This is a genomic window from Bergeyella zoohelcum ATCC 43767 (assembly GCF_000301075.1).
GTDB classification, from domain to species: domain Bacteria; phylum Bacteroidota; class Bacteroidia; order Flavobacteriales; family Weeksellaceae; genus Bergeyella; species Bergeyella zoohelcum.
Window position 1 is genome coordinate 1 of sequence record NZ_JH932293.1, and the last position, 22777, is coordinate 22777.

Sequence of the window (22777 nt, forward strand, 5' to 3'; positions counted from 1 at the left end):
TCATTTCAGAAGTGGAGGATTTAGAGCTACTTTTAAAGGAAATAGATTTCCCTATATCAGAGGAAAACAAAATTTCTAAGAAAGAAATAGAATATCTCACAGGCAATTGGCTAGAAGAATATGTTTATAATAAACTAAAATCCACTGGATTAACAGATGATGAAATACGAATAGGGGTAAGTAGAAAAAATGAAAATACAGAAAATGAACTGGATGTAGTCTATATCAAAGACAATGTTCTCCATGTGGTAGAATGCAAGACCTACATCGTTAGTAAAGAAAAAACATCATTACCCAATGACACGATTTACAAACTGGATAGCATCTTAAAAGAGCTGGGGCTATTTCCTAAATCGTACATCGTAACTTTAAACCAAGAAAACGAAATAAGCGATACACATAAAAAAAGAGCTAAACAATATAATATCAGCCTTATTTCTGTGGAAAAACTTCAGGAAAGTAATTTTCAAAACCAATACTTTCACCTCTAATGCTCATTAATCTATCCAATCATCCGCTCAGCCAGTGGAGTGAGCGACAAAGGGAGGCTGCCCATGCACAGTTTGGCAAAGTGAGAGATATACCTTTCCCTGCCATAGACCCTTATGCCACAGAGCAAGAAATACAGAATTTAGCAAAAGAATACTTCACCCAAATAGAAAAGATGCATCAGCATGAAAGGGTAAAAGCCGTACATCTTATGGGCGAGTTTTCATTCTCTTTTGCTCTAGTAGATTTACTGAAAAAAAGCGGATTTAGAGTAGTGGTTTCCACATCAGAAAGGAATGTAACTGTACTAGAAAATGGTGAAAAACAAGTGAAATTTAATTTTGTGAAATTTAGGAACTATTGATTCCTCATACTGAAAAAATATGAGGAATCTTATATCTATCATAACTATAGCTATGAGTATTCCTTATTATATCTTCAGTAACGGCAGACTCTCTAAACAGGACAATTCTCTGGTACTTCATTATAAAAATGAAGAAACCCGAGTAGAGGAGAAGCATTTTATTCCTATAGAAAATGTGGATAATATTTACTGCTTTGGGCAGATGGACTGTAATTCTGCCCTACTCCACTTCCTAGGTAGAAAGGGAATCAGTCTGCATTTTTTTGATTTTTATGAACACTATACCGGAAGTTTTATTCCAAGGAAAGACCTCCTAAGTGGCAAAATGCTGGTACAGCAAGCTCTTTTTTATCATGATACCGCCCAAAGACTTTGGTTAGCGAAACGCTTTATCATGGGTGCCGCCAAAAACATGTACCGAAACCTAAAATATTACCTACAAAGAGGCAAAGAAGTACAGCAAAGCATCCTTAAAATAGAAAATCTCTATCCCAATATCAAGGAAGCCCAAAGCGTACAAGCATTGTTCGGGGTAGAAGGGAATATCCGTATTGCTTATTATGAGACTTTTGACAAAATCATCACAGGATTTACTTTTGATAAAAGAAGTAAAAATCCGCCAGTAGATGCCATCAATAGCCTCATTTCTTTCCTTAATATGGTATGCTACACCATATGTACAGATGCCATACACCACACCCAGCTGAATACTACCATCGGTTTTCTCCATGAACCCAGTGAGCGGAGACATTCACTAGCGCTAGATGTAGCCGAAGTATTTAAGCCACTATTGGTAGATAGAACCATTTTTACTTTGGTCAATAAAAAAATGGTACAGCCAGATGACTTCGAAGTATCTAAATTTGGGGTAACCATCAAAACGAAAGCCAAGAAAAAAATAATTAAAGTATGGGATGAAAAACTGAGTGATACCATTTTCCATAGAGAACTACAGCAGTATGTTTCCTATAAGACTTTGGTACAAAAAGAATGCTATAAGCTTCAAAAACATTTGCTGAAAGAAGAACCCTATAAACCCTTTCATGCGTGGTGGTAAGCCCCTCAAAATCCCTACCCATAAAAATATTTCATCTTTTAATTTAATGCTTATGCACATCATATTAGTTTATGACATTAGTGGCAATAAATCTGTAAAAATGCTTAAGCTATGCCGCAGATATCTGAATTGGGTTCAGAATAGTGTCTTTGAAGGAGAGATTACAGAAGCTAAACTGAATCAGTTAATTGCACAGATCCATAGAATCATTAATAAAGAGTTAGACTGTGTCATTATTTATAGTTCCCGCCATTCCAGCTGGGCGGAACGGAAAGTACTGGGCATAGAACAGAATCCCATTAAGAATATTTTGTAATTGTCGTCTATCTATTGTAAATTTGTGGGATAAAGATGTTCTTTGACATTCCGAAAAACATAACACACGCACAGCCAATGAGATAAAACACCGTCTATCTCCTTAGTTTTTAGAGTAAAATAAGACCGACGATTTTTTAAAAAAAATAGACTCCAAAAATCACGAAAACATTAGGGGTTTTCAGTCTTTTTTACCTACTTTTGTAACCTATTCTAATCGCACCATAAGGAATTGAAACTGAAAAAAACACCGCACGAAAAAACGCTTTTTATCATTCTAATCGCACCATAAGGAATTGAAACTGACATGTCTTCCGTAGATGGAAGAGCTATCTCAGAATTCTAATCGCACCATAAGGAATTGAAACTCTCTCCATTTGGCTAATGTTTTTGCACTAATGCCAATTCTAATCGCACCATAAGGAATTGAAACTTAGATTAGGTAACTCACCACTCTTACTTAACTTTCATTCTAATCGCACCATAAGGAATTGAAACCTAATTACCTTTACACCACTTTAGATTAAAGTGGTGATTCTAATCGCACCATAAGGAATTGAAACCTCTCTTAGTACTATTCATTATACTATTCCATTCAATTCTAATCGCACCATAAGGAATTGAAACTTTTCTAAGAGTTCCCGTTGTTTTTGTTGGTTATAATTCTAATCGCACCATAAGGAATTGAAACTAATCCGCCTCCTTTTGCTCCATTCTTTGTAGGAATATTCTAATCGCACCATAAGGAATTGAAACTCATCTGCAAACTTCCGAGCCTTGTAGATATTGAAATTCTAATCGCACCATAAGGAATTGAAACTCCGTAGCCGCTACACTATCATTGCCCATTAGCTTTTTTCTAATCGCACCATAAGGAATTGAAACCCCAAAGCGGTGAAATTATCCGCATCTACTATTCCCATTCTAATCGCACCATAAGGAATTGAAACTTCTTTTACTTTCTTCTCTGAGTTTCATTTTTTTTCATTCTAATCGCACCATAAGGAATTGAAACTTAGATAGAGACTTTAAGAGCTTCTTTGCGGACTCAATTCTAATCGCACCATAAGGAATTGAAACACTTTTCGGGCTAATTTCTTAAATCTGTTCATCTTTATTCTAATCGCACCATAAGGAATTGAAACATTACCCCCTCTTTTAATTGCTCAGCACTTGCTGGGATTCTAATCGCACCATAAGGAATTGAAACTCAAAGAAACCATGCCCTTTGTAGCTGATAATCCATTCTAATCGCACCATAAGGAATTGAAACAGTTGCCATTCTCATCTTTTTTAATGCTGAAAAATGATTCTAATCGCACCATAAGGAATTGAAACACTTTTCGGGCTAATTTCTTAAATCTGTTCATCTTTATTCTAATCGCACCATAAGGAATTGAAACGACGATAAACTGCGTTATATTGTTTCTTTTTGTTCATTCTAATCGTACCATAAGGAATTGAAACCAAAATCCCATAACTCAATAAAATATTGCCTTATAATTCTAATCGCACCATAAGGAATTGAAACAACAACTCATCTCTTTTCTTTAAAAATTCTATACAATTCTAATCGCACCATAAGGAATTGAAACATTGATAAAATTCCACTTCATCGATGAAATTTCCATATTCTAATCGCACTATAAGGAATTGAAACAGAGTAGCTAAAAGTTGATTAAAATTCTTTATCTTTATTCTAATCGCACCATAAGGAATTGAAACTGCAGTCCGTTATGTAGGAGAGCTTTATTCTGCATTATTCTAATCGCACCATAAGGAATTGAAACAAAATGATGCTTTTTTCTTCGGGATATTTCTCAAACATTCTAATCGCACCATAAGGAATTCTCTTCTTTCGGAGTGGGTTCGGGAGGAAAAATAGAACAATTAAAAAACGGTGATTAAAATCAAATCTCGAACTACTCAAAAAAAATCAAATGCTAAATGACGGAGGGCGAATAGTGGTGGCAATTAGCGAATAACGAGGAGTAAAACGATTCAAAACACGCAAACATTAAACTCCTATTATTCCCCAATTAATGCATGAAGTTATTAGTGGATTAGATTCATTCCATGAAAAAAAGCCATCGTACTAAAATGTTTAGTACGATGGCTTTTTTTACGGGATATAACGGGTTATTTCTTAGGTTTCCATTGGCTAAAGAAGTGTGCTACTTTATCTACATCGTAGCTTTTATCAGCCTCTAAGCTACCACTTTCCTGAATGTGGAGTAGCTTCCCTGCAGCATCTATAACGATGAACACTGGGTAACCATGTTTTTTTCCTGGGTCTCCATATTTGGCAAATACCGCTTCGTTTTTATTTTCTTTGGAATAATTCAGATGATAGTAAAGATAATTTTCATCTACTATCCTCTTAATCTCAGGAGTGGTATTTACAAAATTATCAAACCTTAGGCACCATATACACCAGTTGCCCCCCGCTTGGAGTATGATATTCTTCTTTTCTTTTTTAGCTCTCTGCATGAGTTCTTTGAGCTTTTGCTCTGCATTTTCCTCTGGCTTATAGGGTTTAGGAAGTTTTGCTTTTTCCGTATTTACTTTTTCGGCACTATTCTGTGCATACGCCATACCTCCCATGACCAATGAGAAAGCCAATATCCATTTTACTACAATATTTTTCATCTTTTCTATACTTTCACTTATGGGCAAAGGTAAAGAAAAAATTATTCCAAAATTAAAAAGAAAGAAAAAAGTATCCCAAAAAATTGTATCCAATAGTGGAATTGAAAGCTATTTTCCACCGAGGAAAATAATCTCGTCCACGCGAATCTCGGTAACGAAATGCTTTTTGCCCTCCTTTTCGTATTGGCGATAAGTGAGCTTTCCTTGGACTGCAATTTCCTTTCCTTTGGTGACATATTTCTCCATGGTTTCTGCCACTTTTCCGAATGCCACAAGGCTATGCCATTGGGTATCCTCCACTTTTTCATTATTCTGATTATAATAATAATCATGAGTAGCTAAAGAAACAGATGCTTTTTTACTTCCATTATCGAACTGGATTACTTCTACTTCACCCCCTGTTCTACCGATTAAGGTAACTTGATTTCTAATAGACATGACTTTAAATTTTTAAATATTCAACTTTAGTGTAATTTTCTGTTTCAAAATTGTCATTTTAGAAAGTAAAGAATCGGTAGATAAACATTTTTAGTCGATTATAACCGATTAAAAACGGATAATAAACTATAATTAAGGACAATAAAAAAACCACTCCTTTTTAGGAATGGTTTTTATTTTTATGGAGAGCTTATTACTCTGCACTTTCTGCTTTTGGAGTTTCCTCTGCTGGTGTTTCAGCAGTAGCCTCTACAGTTTCCTTTTTAGTAGAAGATCTACGGCTTCTTCTGGTTGCCTTTTTCTCTTCTGCTTTAGGATTATAAAGCTCATTGAAATCTACAAGCTCTATCATTGCCATATCTGCAGCATCTCCTTGGCGGAATCCTGTTTTGATGATTCTAGTATATCCTCCGTTTCTCTCAGCGATTTTTGGAGCGATAGTACGGAATAGTTCTGATACCGCGTACTTATCTTGAAGATATGAGAAAACTGTTCTTCTATTGTGTGTCGTATCTTCTTTAGATTTTGTCAAAAGGGGTTCTACATACACTCTCAAAGCTTTTGCTTTTGCAACTGTAGTGTGAATTCTTTTGTGCAAAATAAGAGAACAAGCCATGTTTGAAAGCATTGCCTTACGGTGAGAGGCCGTTCTACCTAGGTGATTTATTTTTTTACCGTGTCTCATTTTTAATTATTTATCAGCGTCCAACTTATATTTTGATACATCAAAACCGAAGTTTAAACCTTTTTCATGAACGAGTTCTTCCAGCTCTGTAAGAGATTTTTTTCCGAAATTACGGAATTTCATCAAATCCGATTTACTGTAAGCTACTAGTTCTCCTAGGGTTTCTACTTCTGCTGCTTTCAGACAGTTCAAAGCTCTTACAGAAAGATCCATATCTGCGAGTTTAGACTTAAGTAACTGTCTGATGTGGAGCGTTTCCTCATCATATTGTACTGATGCTTTCACTGCTTCTGTTTCTAATGTAATTCTTTCATCAGAGAACAGCATGAAGTGATGGATAAGAATCTTAGAAGCTTCAGTAAGTGCATTTTGAGGAGTGATAGACCCATCGGTTTCGATATCGAAAATCAGTTTATCGTAGTCGGTTTTTTGTTCTACACGATAGTTTTCTGTGGAGAATTTCACTTTTTTCACAGGGGTGAAAATAGAGTCTATCGCGATAGTACCAAGTGGAGCATTGTTAGATTTATTTTGCTCAGACGGGACATAGCCTCTTCCTTTCTCGATGGTGAAAGTAATTTCAAAATTCACATCTTTGTTAAGATTGCAGATTACGAGATCACCATTCAGTACTTCAAAACCTTTCACAGACTTCCCTAAATCTCCAGCAGTGATTACTTCTTTACCAGAGAAAGAAGCCTTTACGGTTTCTCCCGCTTGGTTTTCTGCTTTTGCTTTCAGTCTGAGCTGCTTAAGGTTAAGAATGATTTCAGTAACATCTTCGATGACACCTGGAATCGTGGAAAACTCATGCTCTACACCTTCTATTTTGATAGAAGAAATAGCATATCCTTCCAAAGAAGAGAGCAAAACCCTTCTAAGTGCATTACCGATAGTAATACCAAATCCAGGCTCCAATGGGCGGAACTCAAACTGTCCGCGGAAATCATCGGATTGGATAAGAATTACTTTATCGGGTTTTATGAATTGTAAAATTGCCATATTGTTGAGCAAAATTGGGTTGATTAATTATTTATTGTAAAGCTCTACGATGAGTTGTTCTTTGATGTCCTCAGGAATTTGGATTCTTTCAGGAGCAGAAACGAAGGTACCTTCTTTCTTTTCATCATTAAACTGTAACCAGTCATAGTTTGCTTTAGAAGCCAAAGCACCTGCTACCACTTCTAAAGATTTTGATTTTTCTCTTACAGCCACTACATCACCCGCTTTTAATAGATAAGAAGGGATGTTTACAATTTCACCATTTACAGTGATATGTCTGTGAGAAACCAATTGTCTTGCGGCCGCTCTGGTTTTAGCGAATCCAAGTCTGTACACTACATTATCCAATCTTGATTCACAAAGCTGCAAAAGCACCTCCCCTGTTACCCCTTTGGTACGCGTAGCTTTATCATAAAGGTTAGCGAACTGTCTTTCTAGGATACCGTAAGTATATTTTGCTTTTTGTTTTTCTGCTAACTGAATTGCGTATTCAGATTTTTTAGCGCCTCTTCTTTTGTTAGGGCCGTGTTGTCCAGGAGGTTGATTTTTTCTTCTCTCGAAGTTTTTATCATCTCCGTAAATTGCAGCACCGAATTTACGCGCAATTTTCGTTTTTGGTCCAATATATCTTGCCATATTATTTTAATTTGAGGTTTGAGATTTGAGATTTTGAACACTGTCAAATTTCAAATATCGAATAATTATTATACTCTTCTTCTTTTAGGTGGTCTACATCCGTTGTGTGGCATCGGAGTTACATCTACGATTTCGCTCACCTCAATTCCTGAATTGTGGATAGAACGGATAGCAGATTCTCTACCAGCACCTGGACCTTTTACGAATACTTTTACTCTTCTAAGACCTGCCTCGTGTGCTACTGCGGCACAGTTTTCAGCAGCCATTTGAGCTGCGAATGGAGTATTTTTCTTAGAACCTCTGAAACCCATTTTCCCTGCAGATGACCAAGAGATCACCTCACCGTTTTTATTGGTAAGGGAAATAATAATATTATTGAAAGTAGCTTGGATATGAGCTTCGCCAATCGCTTCTACTTTTACTTTTCTTTTCTTAACGACTTTATTTTGCTTTGCCATAATTCTATCGATTATTTACTTGCCTTCTTTTTGTTAGCAACAGTTTTTCTTCTTCCTTTACGGGTTCTAGAATTATTTTTCGTTCTTTGGCCTCTTAAAGGTAATCCAAGTCTGTGACGTATTCCTCTTTGGCAACCGATATCCATCAGACGCTTAATGTTCAGCTGGATTTCAGAACGAAGTTCTCCTTCCACTTTTACATTTTCAGTGATGTAATTACGGATTAACGCCAATTCATCGTCATTCCATTCGTTGACTTTCTTGTCTTCGCTGATACCGGCTTCTTTTAATATCTTAGATGCAGTACTTCTACCGATTCCGTAGATATAAGTAAGACCGATAACGCCTCTCTTGTTTTTTGGTAAATCAATACCTGAAATTCTCGCCATAATTTAATTTTAGCCTTGTCTTTGTTTAAATTTTGGGTTCTTCTTGTTGATTACATAAAGTACACCTTTTCTGCGTACGATTTTGCAATCAGCACTTCTCTTTTTAATTGATGCTCTTACTTTCATATTTTTATCTTTAAAATCCCATAATGATTGTAAAAATGATTACAATCATTATGGAAGATTTAATTTTTAGTATCTAAATGTAATCCTTCCTTTGGTAAGGTCATAAGGAGACATTTCTAATTTCACTCTGTCCCCAGGTAAAAGTTTAATGTAGTGCATACGCATTTTACCTGAGATATGGGCTACGAGTACATGTCCATTTTCAAGTTCCACACGGAACATTGCATTGGACAATGCTTCCACGATAACGCCATCTTGTTCTATGTGCTTCTGTTTAGCCATTATTCAAAATTACTTGTTCTAGAAATCTTAGATTGCATCAGTCCGTCATAATGATGGTTCAGCAAATAGGTATTAATCTGCTGTACCGTATCTAAGACTACCCCTACCATGATGAGTAACGAAGTTCCTCCAAAGAATAAAGCAAAATTCTGAGTCTGAACCAGCCATCCATATACTAATGCAGGAAGGACTGCAAAAATAGCTAAAAAAATTGAACCTGGCAAGGTAAGTTTAGATAATATATCATCTAGATAGTCTGCCGTCTCTTTTCCAGGTCTCACTTTCGGTATCAGACCACCATTTCTCTTAAGGTCATCCGCCATCTGGTTTACTGGAATAGTAATGGCAGTGTAAAAGAAAGTAAAGATGATGATGAGTAAACCGAAAAGAACATTGTACTGCCAGCTGAACACATTTTGGAAACTTGCAAAGAAAGCGTTAGATTCATCTACCTTGGTCAAAAGCCCTGGTACGAACATCAATGCCTGTGCAAAGATAATAGGCATCACCCCTGCTGCATTTACTTTCAATGGAATCCACTGTCTTGCTCCTTGCATTAGGTTTCTGGCATTTCCGCCTCTCGCCTGTGCTCTACTTACATACTGAATAGGCACTTTTCTTACAGCTACCGAAAGTACAATAGCCAGAAGAATTACCAATAACCAGAAAATCACTTCAAGGAAAATCATGATGGTTCCAGCCCCTCCGCTTCCCGTTTGAGTTACGAACTCTTGCATGAAGGCTTCTGGAAATCTAGAGATAATTCCTACCATGATGAGGATAGAAATACCATTTCCTATTCCTTTATCTGTAATTTTCTCTCCCATCCACATCGCGAATACAGAACCTGCAATCAAAATAACGATAGAAGGCAACCAAAACATGATGGATTCTGGATGCACATAATACGCTTGTGAGAACTGAGAGTAAGGTAAAAACACCTGTGTAATGGTAGTAAGGTAAGAAGGTGCCTGCACCAAACATACCGCAATGGTAAGCCATCGGGTGATTTGGTTAAGGGTATTTCTACCAGATTCACCATCTTTCTGTAATTTCTGTAAGTAAGGAACCGCCATTCCCATCAGCTGTACAATAATGGATGCCGAAATGTACGGCATAATCCCTAGTGCCATGATGGAGGCATGTGCAAAGGCACCACCTGTAAAAGACGAAAGCAAACCAAGAAGTACACCTCCTTGGTTGTTTCCACCTTGATTTTGATAATGCTCTAATAAGTCTCCCACTTCCGCAAGATTAATTCCTGGAAGAGAGATGTAAGTCGCAAATCTATACACTAAAATCATACCGAGCGTAAAAAGAATTTTTTCTCTCAATTCCTTTAAGCTCCAAATGTTTTTAAGTGTTTGTATAAATCCTGACATAGATTTTTTTATTAAAGAGTGATGGCTTTACCGCCTACTTTTTCGATAAGCTCAGAAGCAGATTTTGTAAATTTATGTGCTGAGATAGCAACAGATGCTTTAAGCTCACCACGACCTAAGATTTTAATTAAATCATTCTTAGATGCAAGTCCATTGGCTACCAATACTTCTTGGTTAATTTCTCCTGAAACGCCTTTCTTATCGATAAGGTTTTGGATAGTATCCAAGTTGATTCCTCTGTACTCTTTTCTATTTACATTATTAAATCCGAATTTTGGTAATCTTCTCTGAAGCGGCATTTGCCCTCCTTCGAAGCCAATTTTCTGTGCATATCCAGAGCGAGATTTCTGACCTTTATGCCCTTTTGTGGAAGTACCACCCTTTCCACTTCCTTGTCCTCTACCAATTCTTTTTGAATTGTGTGTAGAACCAGCAGCTGGCTGAATATTATTTAATTTCATTGTTTTTTAAATATTTTAAGAAGTTAGAGGTTAGAATTTAGAAGTTAGAAAGAGAATAAAAGAAAAACTTCAGTCATCTATTTTCCAATATTCATTATCTAAGGATCTATTTTTCTAATATCCAACTCTATATTAAAATTTACTTTTGAACTTCTACTAAGTGATTTACAGTAGCAATCATGCCAAGAATAGCAGGAGTTGCTTCGTGTTCTACTACTTGGTGAAGTTTTTTCAAACCTAATGCCTCAAGGGTTAACTTTTGGTTTTTAGTTCTCCCGATAGCACTTCTTACTTGTTTTACTTTAATTGTTGCCATTTTTTACGAAACATTAATGTTTAAAAACTTTATCCAATGATACACCTCTCATTCTTGCAATTTCTTCTGGTGTTCTGATGTCCAAAAGTGCTTTGAATGTAGCTTTCACCACATTATGAGGGTTAGAAGATCCTTTTGACTTCGTTAAGATATCTTTAATACCTGCAGATTCTACTACAATACGCACGGTGTTACCAGCAATTACTCCAGTACCATGAGACGCAGGACGCATAAATACATCTGCTCCACCATATCTTGCAGAAACTTCATGGTGAATAGTTCCATCTTTAGTTACAGGAACTCTTACCAAGTTTTTCTTCGCATCTTCTACCGCCTTAGAAATGGCAGTAGCTACTTCTTTAGATTTACCAAGTCCGAAGCCAATAACACCTGCTTCATCTCCTACTACTACGATAGCAGAAAAGCCGAATGCTCTACCTCCCTTGGTTACTTTAGTTACTCTGTTTACAGCTACGAGACGATCTTTTAGTTCTAATCCTCCCGGTTTTACTTTTTCAATATTGTCTAGTCCTAACATTTTTCCGAAATTTTATATGATTAGAATTTAAGACCACCTTCGCGTGCTCCATCAGCTAATGCCTTTACACGACCGTGATACACAAAACCATTTCTATCAAAAACGATGCTCTCTATTCCAGCCGCTTTTGCTTTTTCTGCAATGGCTTTTCCTACTTCTGTAGAAATTTCCACTTTGGTTCCTTTAGCGTTTAATGCTCTAGAAGAAGCAGAAGCTAAAGTTTTTCCTGCTTTATCATCAATAAGCTGAGCGTAGATTTCTTTATTACTTTTGTAAACAGAAAGTCTTGGTAACTCAGCAGAGCCAGAGATTTTACCTCTTACTCTTCTTTTTATTCTTGCTCTTTTTTGTTCTTTATTAAGTGCCATAAGTTTACAATTTATTATGCTGATTTACCTGCTTTTCTTCTTACTATTTCACCTACAAATCTTACCCCTTTACCTTTGTATGGTTCAGGTTTTCTGAAAGATCTGATTTTTGCAGTTACCATACCCAGCAATTGTTTGTCATGAGAAGACAATGTAATGATTGGGTTTTTCCCTTTTTCTGTAAGTGTATCTACTTTCACTTCCTCAGGAAGTTCCACCACGATACCGTGAGAGAATCCAAGAGCAAGTTCAAGTCTCTGACCTGAGTGAGATGCTCTGTACCCTACCCCTACAAGTTCTAGTTTCTTTTCAAAACCTTCAGAAGTACCTATCACCATGTTATTGATAAGTGATCTGTACAATCCATGAAGTGCTTTGTGCTGTTTAGAATCAGACGGACGAACCACTGTGATTTCATTTCCGTTCTGTTCAAAGGTAATACCTCCTGTCAATTCCTGAGAAAGTTCCCCTTTTGGGCCTTTTACAGTGACTACTGCACCATCTACTGATACGGTAACCCCTGCAGGAACTGTAATAATTGCTTTACCAATTCTTGACATTTTCCTTTTTTTAAAAATTAATAAACATAGCAGATTACTTCTCCACCTACATTTTCTACCTTCGCTTGTTTCCCCGTCATCACTCCCTTAGAAGTAGATACGATAGCGATACCAAGCCCATTAAGAACTCTTGGAAGTTCCGCAGAACCAGCATAGTACCTCAAACCTGGACGAGATGCTCTCTGAATAGATTTGATTGCTGGCTTACCTGTAAGCTTGTCATACTTTAAAGCGATTTTGATGCTTCCTTGAACAGAGTTATCCTCGAACTTATAGTTCAAAATATAACCTTGGTCAAATAGAATCTTCGTAATCTCCTTTTTGATTTTCGATGCAGGAATTTCCACCACTTTGTGGCCTGCGCTTTGTGCGTTCCTTACTCTAGTTAGGAAATCTGAAATTGGATCTGTTACCATTTTTCTATTGTTAATTATTATTGGTCTATGATAACCAGTTTTGCAGATGTTCTTTAGCCTACAGCCAATTAGCCAAATCACTTTCGCAACTTAATTATCTGATTTTATTTTTATGCTATAAAATAACGAATCCAAAGTTTTCGCTTACCACCCTACTACTGATGGTCATTTGAATGTTATTTTTATTCCTTCGCCTCCTCTATTACACTTTTTGAAAATAAAATAATCAAAGTGGTAATGGTGTTAAAGTCAAGACATAGATTTACACTATATCGGGCGACAAAATTAATAAAAATATTTCATATAATAACAATTTACATTGCTATTATTGAAAAAACAATTTTAAAAACCTATTAAAGAATTAATTACTAGACAATTAGATATAAAAAACTTTTCAAGAAAATTCAAATTTAAAAAAGCTATAAACAAGAAGCAATGAACAGGAAGCTTTGATCATCAAATGCTAAATTATAAAACCAACTATTCTGACTTTTTATTTTGATTGAACTTTCTAAGTCTTAATACAATTTTAGAACGCTTTGTCAAAGTTTTTAGTTACTCTGGTAAAATATCAAAAACATGAAACTCTTTCGGCTAAACAGGTTTGATATTTGCCATATAATAAAAAAAACTTGTAGCCATTTCTGACTACAAGTTTTGTTATAATTAAAATATTACCAACTAGCTTTTTTCACGCCTGGGATAAGTCCTTGGTTAGCCATTTCACGGAAAGTTACTCTGGAAATACCGAAGGTTCTCATATACCCTCTTGGTCTTCCTGTAAGTTTACATCTGTTGTGAAGTCTTACAGGTGAAGCGTTTTTAGGCAACTTTTGCAATGCTTCGTAATCTCCAGCTTCTTTCAAAGCCTTTCTTTTCTCTGCATATTTTGCTACCATCGCTTCTCTTTTGCGCTCACGCGCTTTCATTGATTCTTTAGCCATTCTTAGTTCTTTTTAAATGGTAAACCGAAGTGAGTTAATAATGCTTTCGCTTCTTTATCCGTCTTAGCAGTAGTTACGAAAGTGATGTCCATCCCTTGGATTTTTTTCACTTTATCGATAACGATTTCTGGGAAAATGATTTGCTCGGTAATACCAAGGTTATAGTTTCCTCTTCCATCGAATCCGTCTGCCTTGATTCCGTTAAAGTCTCTAATTCTTGGAAGTGCAGAAGATGTCAATCTATCCAAAAATTCGTACATTTTATCGGCTCTCAAAGTTACTCTAGCACCTACAGGCATTCCTTTTCTCAATTTAAAAGCGGCTTCATCTTTTTTAGACAAAGTACCTACCGCTTTTTGACCTGTGATGGCAGTAAGTTCTTCTACTGCATAATCGATAATTTTTTTATCGGCAGTAGCGTCTCCTAAACCTTGAGATACTACGATTTTCTCTAATTTTGGCACTTGCATAATGCTTTTGTACCCAAATTCTTCCATCATTGCTGGAACAATTTTTTCCTTATAGGCTTTCTTTGGTCTTGCAATATATTCCATAATTAGATTTCTTTACCTGTTGATTTAGCGATACGAACTTTCTTATCCCCTTCTACTTTGTAAGCCACTTTAGTAGCTTTTCCGTTTTCATCTACTAGAGCTACATTAGAGATGTGGATAGAAGCTTCTTTCTCTACGATTCCTCCTTGAGGGTTAGCAGCAGATGGCTTCACATGTTTCTTAACGATGTTTACTCCCGCTACGATTACTCTTGGGTCTTTTCCTTCTTTTTTGATTACTTCAAGAACTTCCCCTTTGCTCCCTCTATTTTTTCCGGTGGTAACGATAACGCTATCCCCTCTTTTTATTTTAACTTTTGTCATTTCAATTTCTGGTTTAAAATGTTAAAGTACTTCTGGAGCTAGTGAAATTACTTTCATGTATTCCTTATCACGCAATTCTCTTGCTACAGGACCGAAGACACGCGTTCCTCTCATTTCTCCTGCTGCGTTAAGTAGTACACAAGCATTATCATCAAATTTGATATAAGAACCATCTTTACGGCGAACCGCTTTCTTAGTTCTTACCACTACTGCTTTAGATACTTGTCCTTTTTTTGCGTTTCCTGAAGGTGTAGAATCCTTGATAGTCACTACGATTTTATCACCAACGGAAGCATATCTTCTTCTAGTTCCTCCTAGAACTCTGATTACCAATACTTCTTTAGCACCGGTATTATCAGCTACTTTTAGTCTTGATTCTGTTTGTAACATTACTTAGCTTTTTCAATGATTCTTACTAATCTCCATCTTTTATTTTTGCTTAAAGGGCGAGTTTCTTGGATAAGAACAGTATCCCCTTCGTTGCACTCGTTGTTTTCATCATGTGCGGTATATTTTTTCGTTTTCAATACGAATTTACCGTACATTGGATGTTTCATTCTCATTGTTTCGCTCACAACAATAGTTTTTTCCATTTTGTTGCTGGAAACAACTCCGATTCTTTCTTTTCTTAAATTTCTTTCCATTGTAAAATGAATTATTGTTGTTTAGCTTTCAGTTCAGTATTCAATCTTGCGATTGTTTTTCTTAAATCACGAATCTGGATTGGATTTTCAATTGGGCTAATTCTGTGAGCCAATCTTAACTTAGTGTATTCTGCTTTGGCTTCAGTAAGCTTATTTTGAAGATCACCAGCGCTAAGATTTTTTATTTCTGCATTTTTCATTTTCTGTAATGATTATTGAGGTTTAACAAAATCGTTAGCTGTTACGAATTTAGTAACTACTGGTAATTTTTGAGCGGCAAGACGAAGTGCTTCTTTTGCTACTTCGTAAGGTACCCCTCCTACTTCGAACATAATTTTACCAGGTTTTACTACGGCTACCCAATATTCCACAGCACCTTTACCTTTACCCATCCTTACTTCAGCTGGTTTTTTAGTAATTGGTTTATCTGGGAAAATTTTAATCCATAGCTGACCTTCTCTTTTCATATATCTCGTCGCAGCGATACGAGCTGCTTCTATCTGACGAGCAGTAATCCAAGCTCCTTCGATCGCCTTGATTCCGAAAGTACCATACGCCAATTGGTTTCCTCTTTGCGCATTTCCTTTCATCTTCATCTTGTGAACACGACGGAATTTGACTCTTTTTGGTTGTAACATAATGATTAAATATTAGATGTTAGATGTTAGATGTTAGATGTTAGATAAATTTTCAATCAGTTCTTGTAACGGAAGATCTAATTACTAATTTCTATCTTCTAACCCCTAATTAATTATTATTTCTTCTTGGTCTTCTTTCTCTACCACCAGACTTTTTACCTTGCTGCTGTCCTACAAGTGGAGTAAGTTCTCTTTTTCCGTACACTTCTCCTTTCATAATCCATACTTTCACACCTAATCTACCGTAGGTAGTATGTGCTTCAGCCCAGTTATAATCAATGTCTGCTCTGAAAGTGGAAAGTGGGATTCTTCCTTCTTTGAAGTGTTCACTTCTTGCCATTTCAGCACCGTTTAGACGACCAGAGATCTGAACTTTGATACCTTCTGCACCTGCTCTCATTGTAGAAGCGATAGCCATTTTCACAGCTCTTCTGTAAGAGATACGGTTTTCTATTTGCTTAGCGATGCTTTCAGAAACAAGCACTGCATCTAGTTCAGGTCTTTTAATTTCGAAGATATTGATTTGAACATCTTTTCCTGTCAATTTTTTCAATTCTTCTTTCAGTTTATCTACTTCCTGACCACCTTTACCGATGATAAGTCCTGGTCTTGCGGTAGTGATAGTTACTGTAACTAGCTTTAGAGTTCTCTCAATATAAATTCTTGAGATTCCCGCCTTAGATAATCTTGCCTCAAGGTATCTTCTGATTTTATAGTCTTCCGCGATTCTGTCTCCATAATCGTTTCCGCCAAACCAGTTAGAATCCCATCCTCTGATGATACCTAATCTATTACCAATTGGATTTGTCTTCTGTCCCATACCTTGAATTAATTTTCTTTATTACCTAAGATTAAAGTTACATGGTTAGATCTTTTTCTGATTCTGTACCCTCTTCCTTGTGGAGCTGGTCTCAGTCTTTTCAGTTGTCTTGCACTATCCACGAATATTTCTTTCACGATAAGGTTAGCATCCTCGATGTCTGCCCCCTCGTTTTTCACTTGCCAGTTAGCAATTGCCGAAAGAAGAAGTTTTTCTAATTTATTAGAAGCCTCTTTTTTCGAGTATTTCAATATATACAAAGCTTTATCCACGCTTTCTCCACGGATGATATCGGCTACCAATCTCATTTTTCTTGGAGAAGAAGGACAATTATTCAAACGAGCTTTTACTACATCTCTGTTTGCTTCTTTTCTAGCGATTGCACTATCTTGTTTTCTTGATCCCATAATGATTATCTACTGCCTTTATTTTTATTACCACCGTGACCTCTAAAAGATCTTGTTGGAGAAAATTCACCTAACTTGTGACCTACCATATTTTCAGTAATATATACAGGGATAAAAGTTTTCCCATTATGTACTGCGATGGTTTGTCCTACCATGTCTGGAGAAATCATAGATGCTCTAGACCATGTTTTGATTACAGTCTTCTTACCAGACTCTATATTTGCCTGAACCTTCTTATCTAAATGATGTGCAATGAAAGGTCCTTTTTTAAGCGATCTTGCCATAATTATTTTCTTTTAGATACGATGTAACGGTTAGACACTTTATTTTTCTTTCTTGTTTTGTACCCCTTAGCTGGTTTACCGTTTCTAGATCTTGGGTGACCTCCGGAAGATCTTCCTTCACCACCACCCATTGGGTGATCTACTGGGTTCATTACTACCGCTCTGGTTCTTGGTCTTCTTCCGAGCCATCTGCTTCTACCTGCCTTACCAGATACTGTAAGCTGATGATCCCCATTGGATACAGAACCTACCATAGCGATGCACTCTGTAAGAATCATTCTAGACTCTCCTGAAGGCAATTTTACGATAGCATACTTACCATCTCTAGAAGTCAATTGTGCTGAAGAACCTGCTGATCTTGCCAAGATTGCCCCTTGTCCAGGTTTCATTTCGATACAAGAAATCACAGTTCCTAAAGGAATGTTTTTCAGCTTCATAGCGTTTCCTACATTTGGTTCCGCAGTTTCCGAAGAAATCACTTTCTGACCTACTTTAATACCATTTGGAGCGATGATATATCTCTTCTCTCCATCGGCATATTCAAGAAGTGCAATGAAAGCCGTTCTGTTCGGATCGTACTCTACAGATTTTACCGTAGCTTCAACATCGAATTTGTTTCTCTTGAAGTCGATAATTCTGTATTTCTTTTTGTGTCCACCTCCGGTGTAACGCATGGTCATCTTACCAGTGTTATTACGCCCACCTGACTTTTTAATACCAACAACCAAAGATTTCTCTGGCTTGTTTGTAGTAATTTCCTCAAAGTTATTTACAACTCTGAATCTCTGTCCCGGGGTGATAGGTTTTAATTTTCTAACAGACATTACTATTGTTTATGATTAAATTATTTTATTTGCTATATGCTTTAGGCAGGAAGCAGGAAGCCTACAGCCCATTGCGTCCTGCCTATAGCGTTTTATACTGAAAATATATCGATTACTTCTCCTTCTGCAAGTTTTACCACTGCTTTTTTAAGCTTATTGGTTTTCCCTACTTGAAGTCCTTTTTTCGTATATTTTTCTGAAACTTTTGGCGCATAAATCATCGTATTTACATCCGCCACTTTTACTCCGTAAGCCTCTTCTACCGCTTGTTTGATTTGGATTTTATTCGCCTTCGTATCTACTAGGAAAGAATAAGTCCCTCTCAAATCTGTCAAGTAGTTTGCTTTTTCTGAAATTACTGGTTTAATAATTACTGACATGATTTATTTCTTTAAGTTTTCTGTGAATTTCTCTACGGCTCCTTCAATGAACACGATCTCTCCCGCATTGATTAAATCATAAGAGCTGATTTCATTAAATGGCAACACCTTTGTTTTTGGCAAGTTACGAGAAGAAAGATATACATTTTTGTTCAATTCTGGCAAAATGTACAATGCCTTTTTCCCTTCAAAACCAAGTGCGTTATTGATATTGATAAACTCTTTTGTTTTAGGCGTATCAAAATTGAACGCTTCTAATACTTTAATAGAGTTTTCTTTCATCTTCTGAGAAAGGACTGATTTTTTAGCCAATCTCTTTAACGCTTTGTTCAATTTAAAACGATAGTTTCTTGGTTTTGGACCAAATACTCTACCTCCACCCTTGAATACTGGAGATTTAATATCACCATATCTTGCCGAACCAGAGCCTTTCTGTTTCTTTAATTTCTTAGTAGAAGCGGTAATTTCACTTCTTTCTTTAGATTTATGTGTACCTTGTCTCTGTGCTGCAAGGTATTGTTTCACTTCTAGATAAACCGCGTGTTGGTTTGGTTCGATTCCGAATACAGACTCGTCCAAAGTAACTTTCTTTCCGGTTTCTTTCCCTTGGATATTTAATACTACTAGTTCCATCTTCTTACAATTACATATGAATTTTTAGCACCCGGAACAGCACCTTTTACTACCAAAAGATTTTGTTCTTCATCTACTTTCAACACTTGAAGGTTTTGTACGGTAACTTTTTTACCTCCCATTCTTCCTGCCATTCTCAAACCTTTGAAAACTCTTGAAGGGTCAGAACCCGCACCGATAGAACCTGGCGCTCTCAATCTATTGTGCTGACCATGGGTAGCCTGCATTACCCCACCGAAGTTATGTCTTTTCACAACCCCTTGGAAACCTTTACCTTTAGAAGTCCCTGTAACATCTACAAATTCTCCTTCTGAGAATAGATTTACCGTTACTTCATCACCTACTTTTAAGTCATCAAATCCATGGTGGAATTCATGCAACTTTGCTTTCGGTGTAGAGCCAGCCTTTTTAAAATGACCCGCTAATGCCTTCCCGACATTCTTCTCACTCTTGTCATCGAAACCTAACTGATAGCCTACATAACCATCATTTTCTACGGTTCTGACCTGTAAAACCGAGCATGGACCTGCTAAAATAACCGTACAAGGAATATTCTTCCCGTTCTCGTCAAATAGCGATGTCATACCGATTTTTTTTCCAATAATACCTGACATTGTTATATAAAATATAAATTTATCTCTGTGTTTCAACTCATTAAAGCAAGTGCAGTGATTTCTATTTTCTATTTAGGCACACTCCCCACCTTAATTGAGTGTGCAAATATAGGAAGTTTTTTTGTAAGCACCAAATTAATTTTGAGTACTTTCAGCCAAAGATACTTCATCATAACAGATCATAAGATGGATGACAAATCTGCTCAATCTTAAAAAAAAACTATAATTATTTTACAGGATACACTATTGCCTTATTTAATTCTATGGGGTTATTATTTTTCCGGATTTGCTTTTGATACATCTGAGTGAGCTCTTTCGCGTTTAGCGTTTTTACATTACCATTCTTATCCTCTACCACCATACTTTGAGTTTCAAAATCTTTCAATGGATTGGTATAATAATCCAATAATAAATTCGTCATTTTTTTCTCAGTAATCATGATAGCAGGTGTAGTATCCGTATTTTCTACATAAAACGAAGTATCAAATTCCTGTGGTAAAACTTTGGTCTTCCACAACTGAAAAATATAATGTTCTTGGGCATCTCTCAATTCCACAATAAGCCCTGGCAACCCTCTAAATTTATAAGGTCCTTCTTGAAAAGGAATATCCGTGGTAAACCATGCCTCCCAATCACGCCCTCCGAAATTAGTCGTCGCTTTTTGAACTGTAAATTGTGCTATAGTTTTCTTTTCCGCCAAAACATTCCACTGCACTTCATCATAGGTTTCATAGCGATAATAATTGGGTGTAAGTGATACATAATTCATATTTTTATATGTGCCTTTTTCACGAATAAGCTTATAGCCTAACTTACTATATGAAAACTCATACACATTGTAATGAAGCCTGATAGAGTCTTTCTCCAAAATATCTGAAGGATAAAATTTTACTTTATCTTTCCCAATATCTAAAATAGCAACTTCATTCGTATGTTCCTTTGCCAAAGAATCTTTTTTAAATTTGATTTCATAATAAAAGCGGTAGGTTTGTGAATTTACAATCCATAGACCACACAAAACTAAGGAAACAAAAAATATTTTTTTCATAATAACAAAAATATACAAATAAGGAGATATAACAATATCTCCTTTAACTTTAACACCACATCAGTTATTCAGCAATTACTATCACATTTGGACATCTAACTGGATGCAAGGTTCCATTTTTATCTCTATTATAACATCTGGTTTTCGAAACCTCATTATCAACCACCAAAACAACATCAGACACTTGCCCTAATTCGATTGTAGTGGATTGTACTTGCTCCTCATCTTTTTAAAATAAAACTTCACTTTGTGCACTAACAGTGCCTACAACAAAAAGTGTCGCTACCAATAAAAACTTTTTCATGGGCTTAAAATTTTAATTAAAACGAATGTAAGTATAAATATAATACTACACAAGTTTTTTTTCAAAAAAAAGACATCTCGCTATGAGATGTCTTTTTTAGTGAGTGATTAAAAACACATTAGTAAAGCCCAATAAAATACTGATCCGCTCCTGAAACCGTAGCTGCTCCTTTAGTTCCTACAGCCGAAGTAGAATGCACATCATAAGTGTAGATATGCCCCTGTTGCCCCACAGGTGCTAAAGCTATATAAAACTTACCATTTTTAATCACAGAAGTTTGCCACTGTGTAAGCCAAAGATTATCTGGAACTTCCAAATCCACTACAGTTTTAAAGTTCAAATCTATTCTGGCCAATCCCCATGGTGAAGACTGTGTAGGATTACCTTGAGGATCTACTCCAATTTGCTTAGCAGGAATATGCTTTTTCTCGTAAGGCATAAACACAATTCCATTTCCGGCATAAAAGAATCCATTAGATGAAGTTTTTCCAGGTCTTCCCAATGCTTCATCTAAACTAAATTTATAAGTAGCATCATATTGCCCATTAACCAACTTTACAATATGCGTTTTTCCAGAGCGACTATTAACCAATTGAATAATTTCTCCATTTTCAGTAACATACTGTGTAGGAGTACGGTAACCATTGGTAGATCCTTTTACCAAAGCGGTTTCTACTACAGTAGGATTTTCAAGACTTGGATAATCTACCACTAAAGTCATGGCTTTATCTGCCTCTGAATTTTTCCCTGTAGTAGGATCAAATTTACTTACTGCTGCACCATAATACAGTTTACCATTAGATAACACTGGAGCATCTATCCTCGTAATGTGATAGCCCTGACTAGGCAAATTCCCTGGTAAAGTAAAAGGAATATTCTTCTTAACACTGGGTTTTACCGTCATGGTATTAAAGTCTAATATCCCTAATGACAAGGACATCTTATGATGCTTATAAGTAGTTCCATCTGGTTCATATTCTGGTTCTGATTTTATATAATGCACAGAGCCCTCATTGTTATTTAATTTATAAAATCGTATTCCTTTATTTCCCAAAGGAATTCCTGCATCTATTTCTCCTACCTTTTTATAATTACTACCTCCCAGAAATTCCCATTTCCCTATAGTACCCACTTGATATGCCAATGAATACACATATTTTTTATCATCTGAATGAAATATTCTAGAAGTTCTTGCTTCACTGAGCAAATATCCCTTTCCATCGAAGGAAACTGTTCCTTGGCTAAGGTCATCCATGCCTCTCATATACACCCCAGTAATAGAACCAGAGCCACTAGAAAATGCTAACTGGAATTCCTTTCCATTGTCCTCATTTATGTTTTCATCTCCATTTCTGTCACACGAAGCCAGCGTAAAAGCGGCTGTTAACGCTAAAAGCGTTTTTTTGCTAAAAAAACTCATTTTGATTTT

The 22777-nt window shown here is 36.3% G+C and carries 36 protein-coding genes and 1 CRISPR repeat array; of the genes, 4 read left to right on the forward strand and 32 right to left on the reverse strand.

The window, feature by feature from the left end; translation table 11 throughout:
- The 4 genes from HMPREF9699_RS00005 to cas2 all read left to right on the forward strand — a co-directional run.
- Positions 1–491 (forward strand): Card1-like endonuclease domain-containing protein (locus tag HMPREF9699_RS00005; RefSeq protein ID WP_034985328.1); only part of this gene is annotated, 491 nt, incomplete at its 5' end.
- Positions 491–853, forward strand: a complete 363-nt coding sequence (locus tag HMPREF9699_RS00010) for a hypothetical protein (RefSeq protein WP_002661304.1) — start codon at positions 491–493, stop codon at positions 851–853. The genes HMPREF9699_RS00005 and HMPREF9699_RS00010, both read left to right, overlap by 1 nt.
- A 19-nt stretch (positions 854–872) precedes the next feature.
- Positions 873–1910 (forward strand): type I-B CRISPR-associated endonuclease Cas1b, encoded by a 1038-nt coding sequence (gene cas1b, locus HMPREF9699_RS00015; RefSeq protein ID WP_245946124.1) that lies wholly within the window; start codon positions 873–875, stop codon positions 1908–1910.
- Positions 1911–1962: 52 nt separating this feature from the next.
- Positions 1963–2226 carry a CRISPR-associated endonuclease Cas2 gene (cas2, locus tag HMPREF9699_RS00020; protein ID WP_245946122.1) on the forward strand — a complete coding sequence of 88 codons (264 nt, stop codon included), beginning with the start codon at positions 1963–1965 and terminating at the stop codon, positions 2224–2226.
- A gap of 209 nt (positions 2227–2435) precedes the next feature.
- Positions 2436–4080: direct repeats of the CRISPR family, unit length 29 nt; unit sequence ATTCTAATCGCACCATAAGGAATTGAAAC.
- Between the two features lie 284 nt (positions 4081–4364).
- Here the strand turns inward: cas2 and HMPREF9699_RS00025 are convergent.
- From HMPREF9699_RS00025 to HMPREF9699_RS00175, 32 genes are all read right to left on the reverse strand, one after another.
- Positions 4365–4901: a thioredoxin family protein gene (locus HMPREF9699_RS00025; protein ID WP_002661309.1), complete on the reverse strand. Its 537-nt coding sequence runs from the start codon at positions 4899–4901 to the stop codon at positions 4365–4367.
- 81 nt (positions 4902–4982) lie between these two features.
- Entirely contained in the window at positions 4983–5312 is a 330-nt protein-coding gene (locus HMPREF9699_RS00030) for a single-stranded DNA-binding protein (RefSeq protein ID WP_002661311.1), read from the reverse strand.
- A gap of 193 nt (positions 5313–5505) precedes the next feature.
- Positions 5506–5997, reverse strand: a complete 492-nt coding sequence (rplQ, locus tag HMPREF9699_RS00035; protein WP_002661312.1) for a 50S ribosomal protein L17 — start codon at positions 5995–5997, stop codon at positions 5506–5508.
- A 6-nt stretch (positions 5998–6003) separates the two neighbouring features.
- Positions 6004–6999 (reverse strand): DNA-directed RNA polymerase subunit alpha, encoded by a 996-nt coding sequence (locus tag HMPREF9699_RS00040; protein ID WP_002661314.1) that lies wholly within the window; start codon positions 6997–6999, stop codon positions 6004–6006.
- Between the two features lie 27 nt (positions 7000–7026).
- Positions 7027–7635, reverse strand: coding sequence for a 30S ribosomal protein S4 (gene rpsD, locus HMPREF9699_RS00045; RefSeq protein ID WP_002661316.1), 609 nt, complete (start codon positions 7633–7635; stop codon positions 7027–7029).
- A 68-nt stretch (positions 7636–7703) separates the two neighbouring features.
- Entirely contained in the window at positions 7704–8093 is a 390-nt protein-coding gene (rpsK, locus tag HMPREF9699_RS00050) for a 30S ribosomal protein S11 (protein ID WP_002661318.1), read from the reverse strand.
- An 11-nt stretch (positions 8094–8104) separates the two neighbouring features.
- Positions 8105–8482 (reverse strand): 30S ribosomal protein S13, encoded by a 378-nt coding sequence (gene rpsM / locus HMPREF9699_RS00055; protein ID WP_002661320.1) that lies wholly within the window; start codon positions 8480–8482, stop codon positions 8105–8107.
- Between the two features lie 9 nt (positions 8483–8491).
- The gene (gene ykgO, locus HMPREF9699_RS10890) at positions 8492–8608 is read right to left on the reverse strand and encodes a type B 50S ribosomal protein L36 (protein WP_014203383.1); all 117 of its coding nucleotides are present in this window, start codon (positions 8606–8608) and stop codon (positions 8492–8494) included.
- Between the two features lie 66 nt (positions 8609–8674).
- Positions 8675–8890, reverse strand: a complete 216-nt coding sequence (gene infA / locus HMPREF9699_RS00060) for a translation initiation factor IF-1 (protein ID WP_002661322.1) — start codon at positions 8888–8890, stop codon at positions 8675–8677.
- A complete protein-coding gene (gene secY / locus HMPREF9699_RS00065) occupies positions 8890–10272 on the reverse strand; it encodes a preprotein translocase subunit SecY (RefSeq protein ID WP_002661324.1) in 1383 nt (460 codons plus the stop codon). The genes infA and secY overlap by 1 nt, the downstream gene beginning before the upstream one ends.
- A gap of 11 nt (positions 10273–10283) precedes the next feature.
- A complete protein-coding gene (gene rplO / locus HMPREF9699_RS00070; RefSeq protein ID WP_002661325.1) occupies positions 10284–10733 on the reverse strand; it encodes a 50S ribosomal protein L15 in 450 nt (149 codons plus the stop codon).
- A gap of 139 nt (positions 10734–10872) precedes the next feature.
- Entirely contained in the window at positions 10873–11049 is a 177-nt protein-coding gene (gene rpmD, locus HMPREF9699_RS00075) for a 50S ribosomal protein L30 (RefSeq protein ID WP_002661327.1), read from the reverse strand.
- A gap of 13 nt (positions 11050–11062) precedes the next feature.
- Positions 11063–11587, reverse strand: coding sequence for a 30S ribosomal protein S5 (gene rpsE, locus HMPREF9699_RS00080; RefSeq protein WP_002661330.1), 525 nt, complete (start codon positions 11585–11587; stop codon positions 11063–11065).
- A gap of 20 nt (positions 11588–11607) precedes the next feature.
- Positions 11608–11955, reverse strand: coding sequence for a 50S ribosomal protein L18 (gene rplR, locus HMPREF9699_RS00085; protein ID WP_002661331.1), 348 nt, complete (start codon positions 11953–11955; stop codon positions 11608–11610).
- Positions 11956–11969: 14 nt separating this feature from the next.
- Entirely contained in the window at positions 11970–12515 is a 546-nt protein-coding gene (gene rplF, locus HMPREF9699_RS00090; protein WP_002661332.1) for a 50S ribosomal protein L6, read from the reverse strand.
- Positions 12516–12532: 17 nt separating this feature from the next.
- Complete coding sequence (rpsH, locus tag HMPREF9699_RS00095; protein WP_002661333.1) at positions 12533–12931, reverse strand: 30S ribosomal protein S8; 399 nt, start codon at positions 12929–12931, stop codon at positions 12533–12535.
- Positions 12932–13605: 674 nt separating this feature from the next.
- On the reverse strand, positions 13606–13875 hold the full coding sequence (rpsN, locus tag HMPREF9699_RS00100; RefSeq protein ID WP_002661334.1) for a 30S ribosomal protein S14: 270 nt from the start codon (positions 13873–13875) through the stop codon (positions 13606–13608).
- 2 nt (positions 13876–13877) lie between these two features.
- Positions 13878–14429, reverse strand: a complete 552-nt coding sequence (rplE, locus tag HMPREF9699_RS00105; protein ID WP_002661335.1) for a 50S ribosomal protein L5 — start codon at positions 14427–14429, stop codon at positions 13878–13880.
- Positions 14430–14431: 2 nt separating this feature from the next.
- Entirely contained in the window at positions 14432–14752 is a 321-nt protein-coding gene (gene rplX / locus HMPREF9699_RS00110; RefSeq protein WP_002661336.1) for a 50S ribosomal protein L24, read from the reverse strand.
- 21 nt (positions 14753–14773) lie between these two features.
- Positions 14774–15142, reverse strand: coding sequence for a 50S ribosomal protein L14 (rplN, locus tag HMPREF9699_RS00115; protein WP_002661337.1), 369 nt, complete (start codon positions 15140–15142; stop codon positions 14774–14776).
- On the reverse strand, positions 15142–15396 hold the full coding sequence (gene rpsQ / locus HMPREF9699_RS00120; RefSeq protein WP_002661338.1) for a 30S ribosomal protein S17: 255 nt from the start codon (positions 15394–15396) through the stop codon (positions 15142–15144). Before rpsQ ends, rplN begins: the two co-directional genes overlap by 1 nt.
- An 11-nt stretch (positions 15397–15407) precedes the next feature.
- Complete coding sequence (gene rpmC, locus HMPREF9699_RS00125; RefSeq protein WP_002661340.1) at positions 15408–15596, reverse strand: 50S ribosomal protein L29; 189 nt, start codon at positions 15594–15596, stop codon at positions 15408–15410.
- Positions 15597–15608: 12 nt separating this feature from the next.
- On the reverse strand, positions 15609–16034 hold the full coding sequence (gene rplP, locus HMPREF9699_RS00130) for a 50S ribosomal protein L16 (protein WP_002661341.1): 426 nt from the start codon (positions 16032–16034) through the stop codon (positions 15609–15611).
- A gap of 109 nt (positions 16035–16143) precedes the next feature.
- Positions 16144–16854 carry a 30S ribosomal protein S3 gene (gene rpsC / locus HMPREF9699_RS00135; protein ID WP_002661342.1) on the reverse strand — a complete coding sequence of 237 codons (711 nt, stop codon included), beginning with the start codon at positions 16852–16854 and terminating at the stop codon, positions 16144–16146.
- An 8-nt stretch (positions 16855–16862) separates the two neighbouring features.
- Positions 16863–17261: a 50S ribosomal protein L22 gene (gene rplV / locus HMPREF9699_RS00140; protein ID WP_002661344.1), complete on the reverse strand. Its 399-nt coding sequence runs from the start codon at positions 17259–17261 to the stop codon at positions 16863–16865.
- A 5-nt stretch (positions 17262–17266) separates the two neighbouring features.
- Positions 17267–17545, reverse strand: a complete 279-nt coding sequence (gene rpsS / locus HMPREF9699_RS00145; protein WP_002661346.1) for a 30S ribosomal protein S19 — start codon at positions 17543–17545, stop codon at positions 17267–17269.
- Between the two features lie 2 nt (positions 17546–17547).
- Positions 17548–18369, reverse strand: a complete 822-nt coding sequence (gene rplB / locus HMPREF9699_RS00150) for a 50S ribosomal protein L2 (protein ID WP_002661348.1) — start codon at positions 18367–18369, stop codon at positions 17548–17550.
- A 92-nt stretch (positions 18370–18461) separates the two neighbouring features.
- Positions 18462–18749 carry a 50S ribosomal protein L23 gene (gene rplW, locus HMPREF9699_RS00155; protein ID WP_002661349.1) on the reverse strand — a complete coding sequence of 96 codons (288 nt, stop codon included), beginning with the start codon at positions 18747–18749 and terminating at the stop codon, positions 18462–18464.
- Positions 18750–18752: 3 nt separating this feature from the next.
- The gene (gene rplD / locus HMPREF9699_RS00160; RefSeq protein ID WP_002661350.1) at positions 18753–19382 is read right to left on the reverse strand and encodes a 50S ribosomal protein L4; all 630 of its coding nucleotides are present in this window, start codon (positions 19380–19382) and stop codon (positions 18753–18755) included.
- Entirely contained in the window at positions 19373–19996 is a 624-nt protein-coding gene (gene rplC, locus HMPREF9699_RS00165; RefSeq protein WP_002689150.1) for a 50S ribosomal protein L3, read from the reverse strand. The genes rplD and rplC overlap by 10 nt, the downstream gene beginning before the upstream one ends.
- 226 nt (positions 19997–20222) lie before the next feature.
- Positions 20223–21044, reverse strand: coding sequence for a GLPGLI family protein (locus HMPREF9699_RS00170; protein ID WP_002661353.1), 822 nt, complete (start codon positions 21042–21044; stop codon positions 20223–20225).
- Positions 21045–21466: 422 nt separating this feature from the next.
- A complete protein-coding gene (locus HMPREF9699_RS00175) occupies positions 21467–22768 on the reverse strand; it encodes a hypothetical protein (RefSeq protein ID WP_002661354.1) in 1302 nt (433 codons plus the stop codon).
- Positions 22769–22777 lie beyond the last annotated feature (9 nt).

Coding starts and splice junctions, on each gene's coding strand:
- rpsE (WP_002661330.1), bottom strand. CDS start 11,587: ATGTTAGGACTAGACAATATTGAAAAAGTAAAACCGGGAGGATTAGAA.
- cas1b (WP_245946124.1), top strand. CDS start 873: ATGAGGAATCTTATATCTATCATAACTATAGCTATGAGTATTCCTTAT.
- rplC (WP_002689150.1), bottom strand. CDS start 19,996: ATGTCAGGTATTATTGGAAAAAAAATCGGTATGACATCGCTATTTGAC.
- rplP (WP_002661341.1), bottom strand. CDS start 16,034: ATGTTACAACCAAAAAGAGTCAAATTCCGTCGTGTTCACAAGATGAAG.
- rplW (WP_002661349.1), bottom strand. CDS start 18,749: ATGTCAGTAATTATTAAACCAGTAATTTCAGAAAAAGCAAACTACTTG.
- rplN (WP_002661337.1), bottom strand. CDS start 15,142: ATGTTACAAACAGAATCAAGACTAAAAGTAGCTGATAATACCGGTGCT.
- rpmD (WP_002661327.1), bottom strand. CDS start 11,049: ATGGCAACAATTAAAGTAAAACAAGTAAGAAGTGCTATCGGGAGAACT.
- rplO (WP_002661325.1), bottom strand. CDS start 10,733: ATGAAATTAAATAATATTCAGCCAGCTGCTGGTTCTACACACAATTCA.
- rpsQ (WP_002661338.1), bottom strand. CDS start 15,396: ATGGAAAGAAATTTAAGAAAAGAAAGAATCGGAGTTGTTTCCAGCAAC.
- HMPREF9699_RS00010 (WP_002661304.1), top strand. CDS start 491: ATGCTCATTAATCTATCCAATCATCCGCTCAGCCAGTGGAGTGAGCGA.
- cas2 (WP_245946122.1), top strand. CDS start 1,963: ATGCACATCATATTAGTTTATGACATTAGTGGCAATAAATCTGTAAAA.
- rpsC (WP_002661342.1), bottom strand. CDS start 16,854: ATGGGACAGAAGACAAATCCAATTGGTAATAGATTAGGTATCATCAGA.
- rplE (WP_002661335.1), bottom strand. CDS start 14,429: ATGGAATATATTGCAAGACCAAAGAAAGCCTATAAGGAAAAAATTGTT.
- rplV (WP_002661344.1), bottom strand. CDS start 17,261: ATGGGATCAAGAAAACAAGATAGTGCAATCGCTAGAAAAGAAGCAAAC.
- rplF (WP_002661332.1), bottom strand. CDS start 12,515: ATGTCAAGAATTGGTAAAGCAATTATTACAGTTCCTGCAGGGGTTACC.
- rplX (WP_002661336.1), bottom strand. CDS start 14,752: ATGACAAAAGTTAAAATAAAAAGAGGGGATAGCGTTATCGTTACCACC.
- rpsN (WP_002661334.1), bottom strand. CDS start 13,875: ATGGCTAAAGAATCAATGAAAGCGCGTGAGCGCAAAAGAGAAGCGATG.
- infA (WP_002661322.1), bottom strand. CDS start 8,890: ATGGCTAAACAGAAGCACATAGAACAAGATGGCGTTATCGTGGAAGCA.
- HMPREF9699_RS00030 (WP_002661311.1), bottom strand. CDS start 5,312: ATGTCTATTAGAAATCAAGTTACCTTAATCGGTAGAACAGGGGGTGAA.
- ykgO (WP_014203383.1), bottom strand. CDS start 8,608: ATGAAAGTAAGAGCATCAATTAAAAAGAGAAGTGCTGATTGCAAAATC.
- rpsM (WP_002661320.1), bottom strand. CDS start 8,482: ATGGCGAGAATTTCAGGTATTGATTTACCAAAAAACAAGAGAGGCGTT.
- rplD (WP_002661350.1), bottom strand. CDS start 19,382: ATGGAACTAGTAGTATTAAATATCCAAGGGAAAGAAACCGGAAAGAAA.
- HMPREF9699_RS00040 (WP_002661314.1), bottom strand. CDS start 6,999: ATGGCAATTTTACAATTCATAAAACCCGATAAAGTAATTCTTATCCAA.
- rplB (WP_002661348.1), bottom strand. CDS start 18,369: ATGTCTGTTAGAAAATTAAAACCTATCACCCCGGGACAGAGATTCAGA.
- rpmC (WP_002661340.1), bottom strand. CDS start 15,596: ATGAAAAATGCAGAAATAAAAAATCTTAGCGCTGGTGATCTTCAAAAT.
- rplQ (WP_002661312.1), bottom strand. CDS start 5,997: ATGAGACACGGTAAAAAAATAAATCACCTAGGTAGAACGGCCTCTCAC.
- rpsS (WP_002661346.1), bottom strand. CDS start 17,545: ATGGCAAGATCGCTTAAAAAAGGACCTTTCATTGCACATCATTTAGAT.
- rplR (WP_002661331.1), bottom strand. CDS start 11,955: ATGGCACTTAATAAAGAACAAAAAAGAGCAAGAATAAAAAGAAGAGTA.
- secY (WP_002661324.1), bottom strand. CDS start 10,272: ATGTCAGGATTTATACAAACACTTAAAAACATTTGGAGCTTAAAGGAA.
- HMPREF9699_RS00170 (WP_002661353.1), bottom strand. CDS start 21,044: ATGAAAAAAATATTTTTTGTTTCCTTAGTTTTGTGTGGTCTATGGATT.
- rpsH (WP_002661333.1), bottom strand. CDS start 12,931: ATGGTAACAGATCCAATTTCAGATTTCCTAACTAGAGTAAGGAACGCA.
- HMPREF9699_RS00175 (WP_002661354.1), bottom strand. CDS start 22,768: ATGAGTTTTTTTAGCAAAAAAACGCTTTTAGCGTTAACAGCCGCTTTT.
- rpsD (WP_002661316.1), bottom strand. CDS start 7,635: ATGGCAAGATATATTGGACCAAAAACGAAAATTGCGCGTAAATTCGGT.
- rpsK (WP_002661318.1), bottom strand. CDS start 8,093: ATGGCAAAGCAAAATAAAGTCGTTAAGAAAAGAAAAGTAAAAGTAGAA.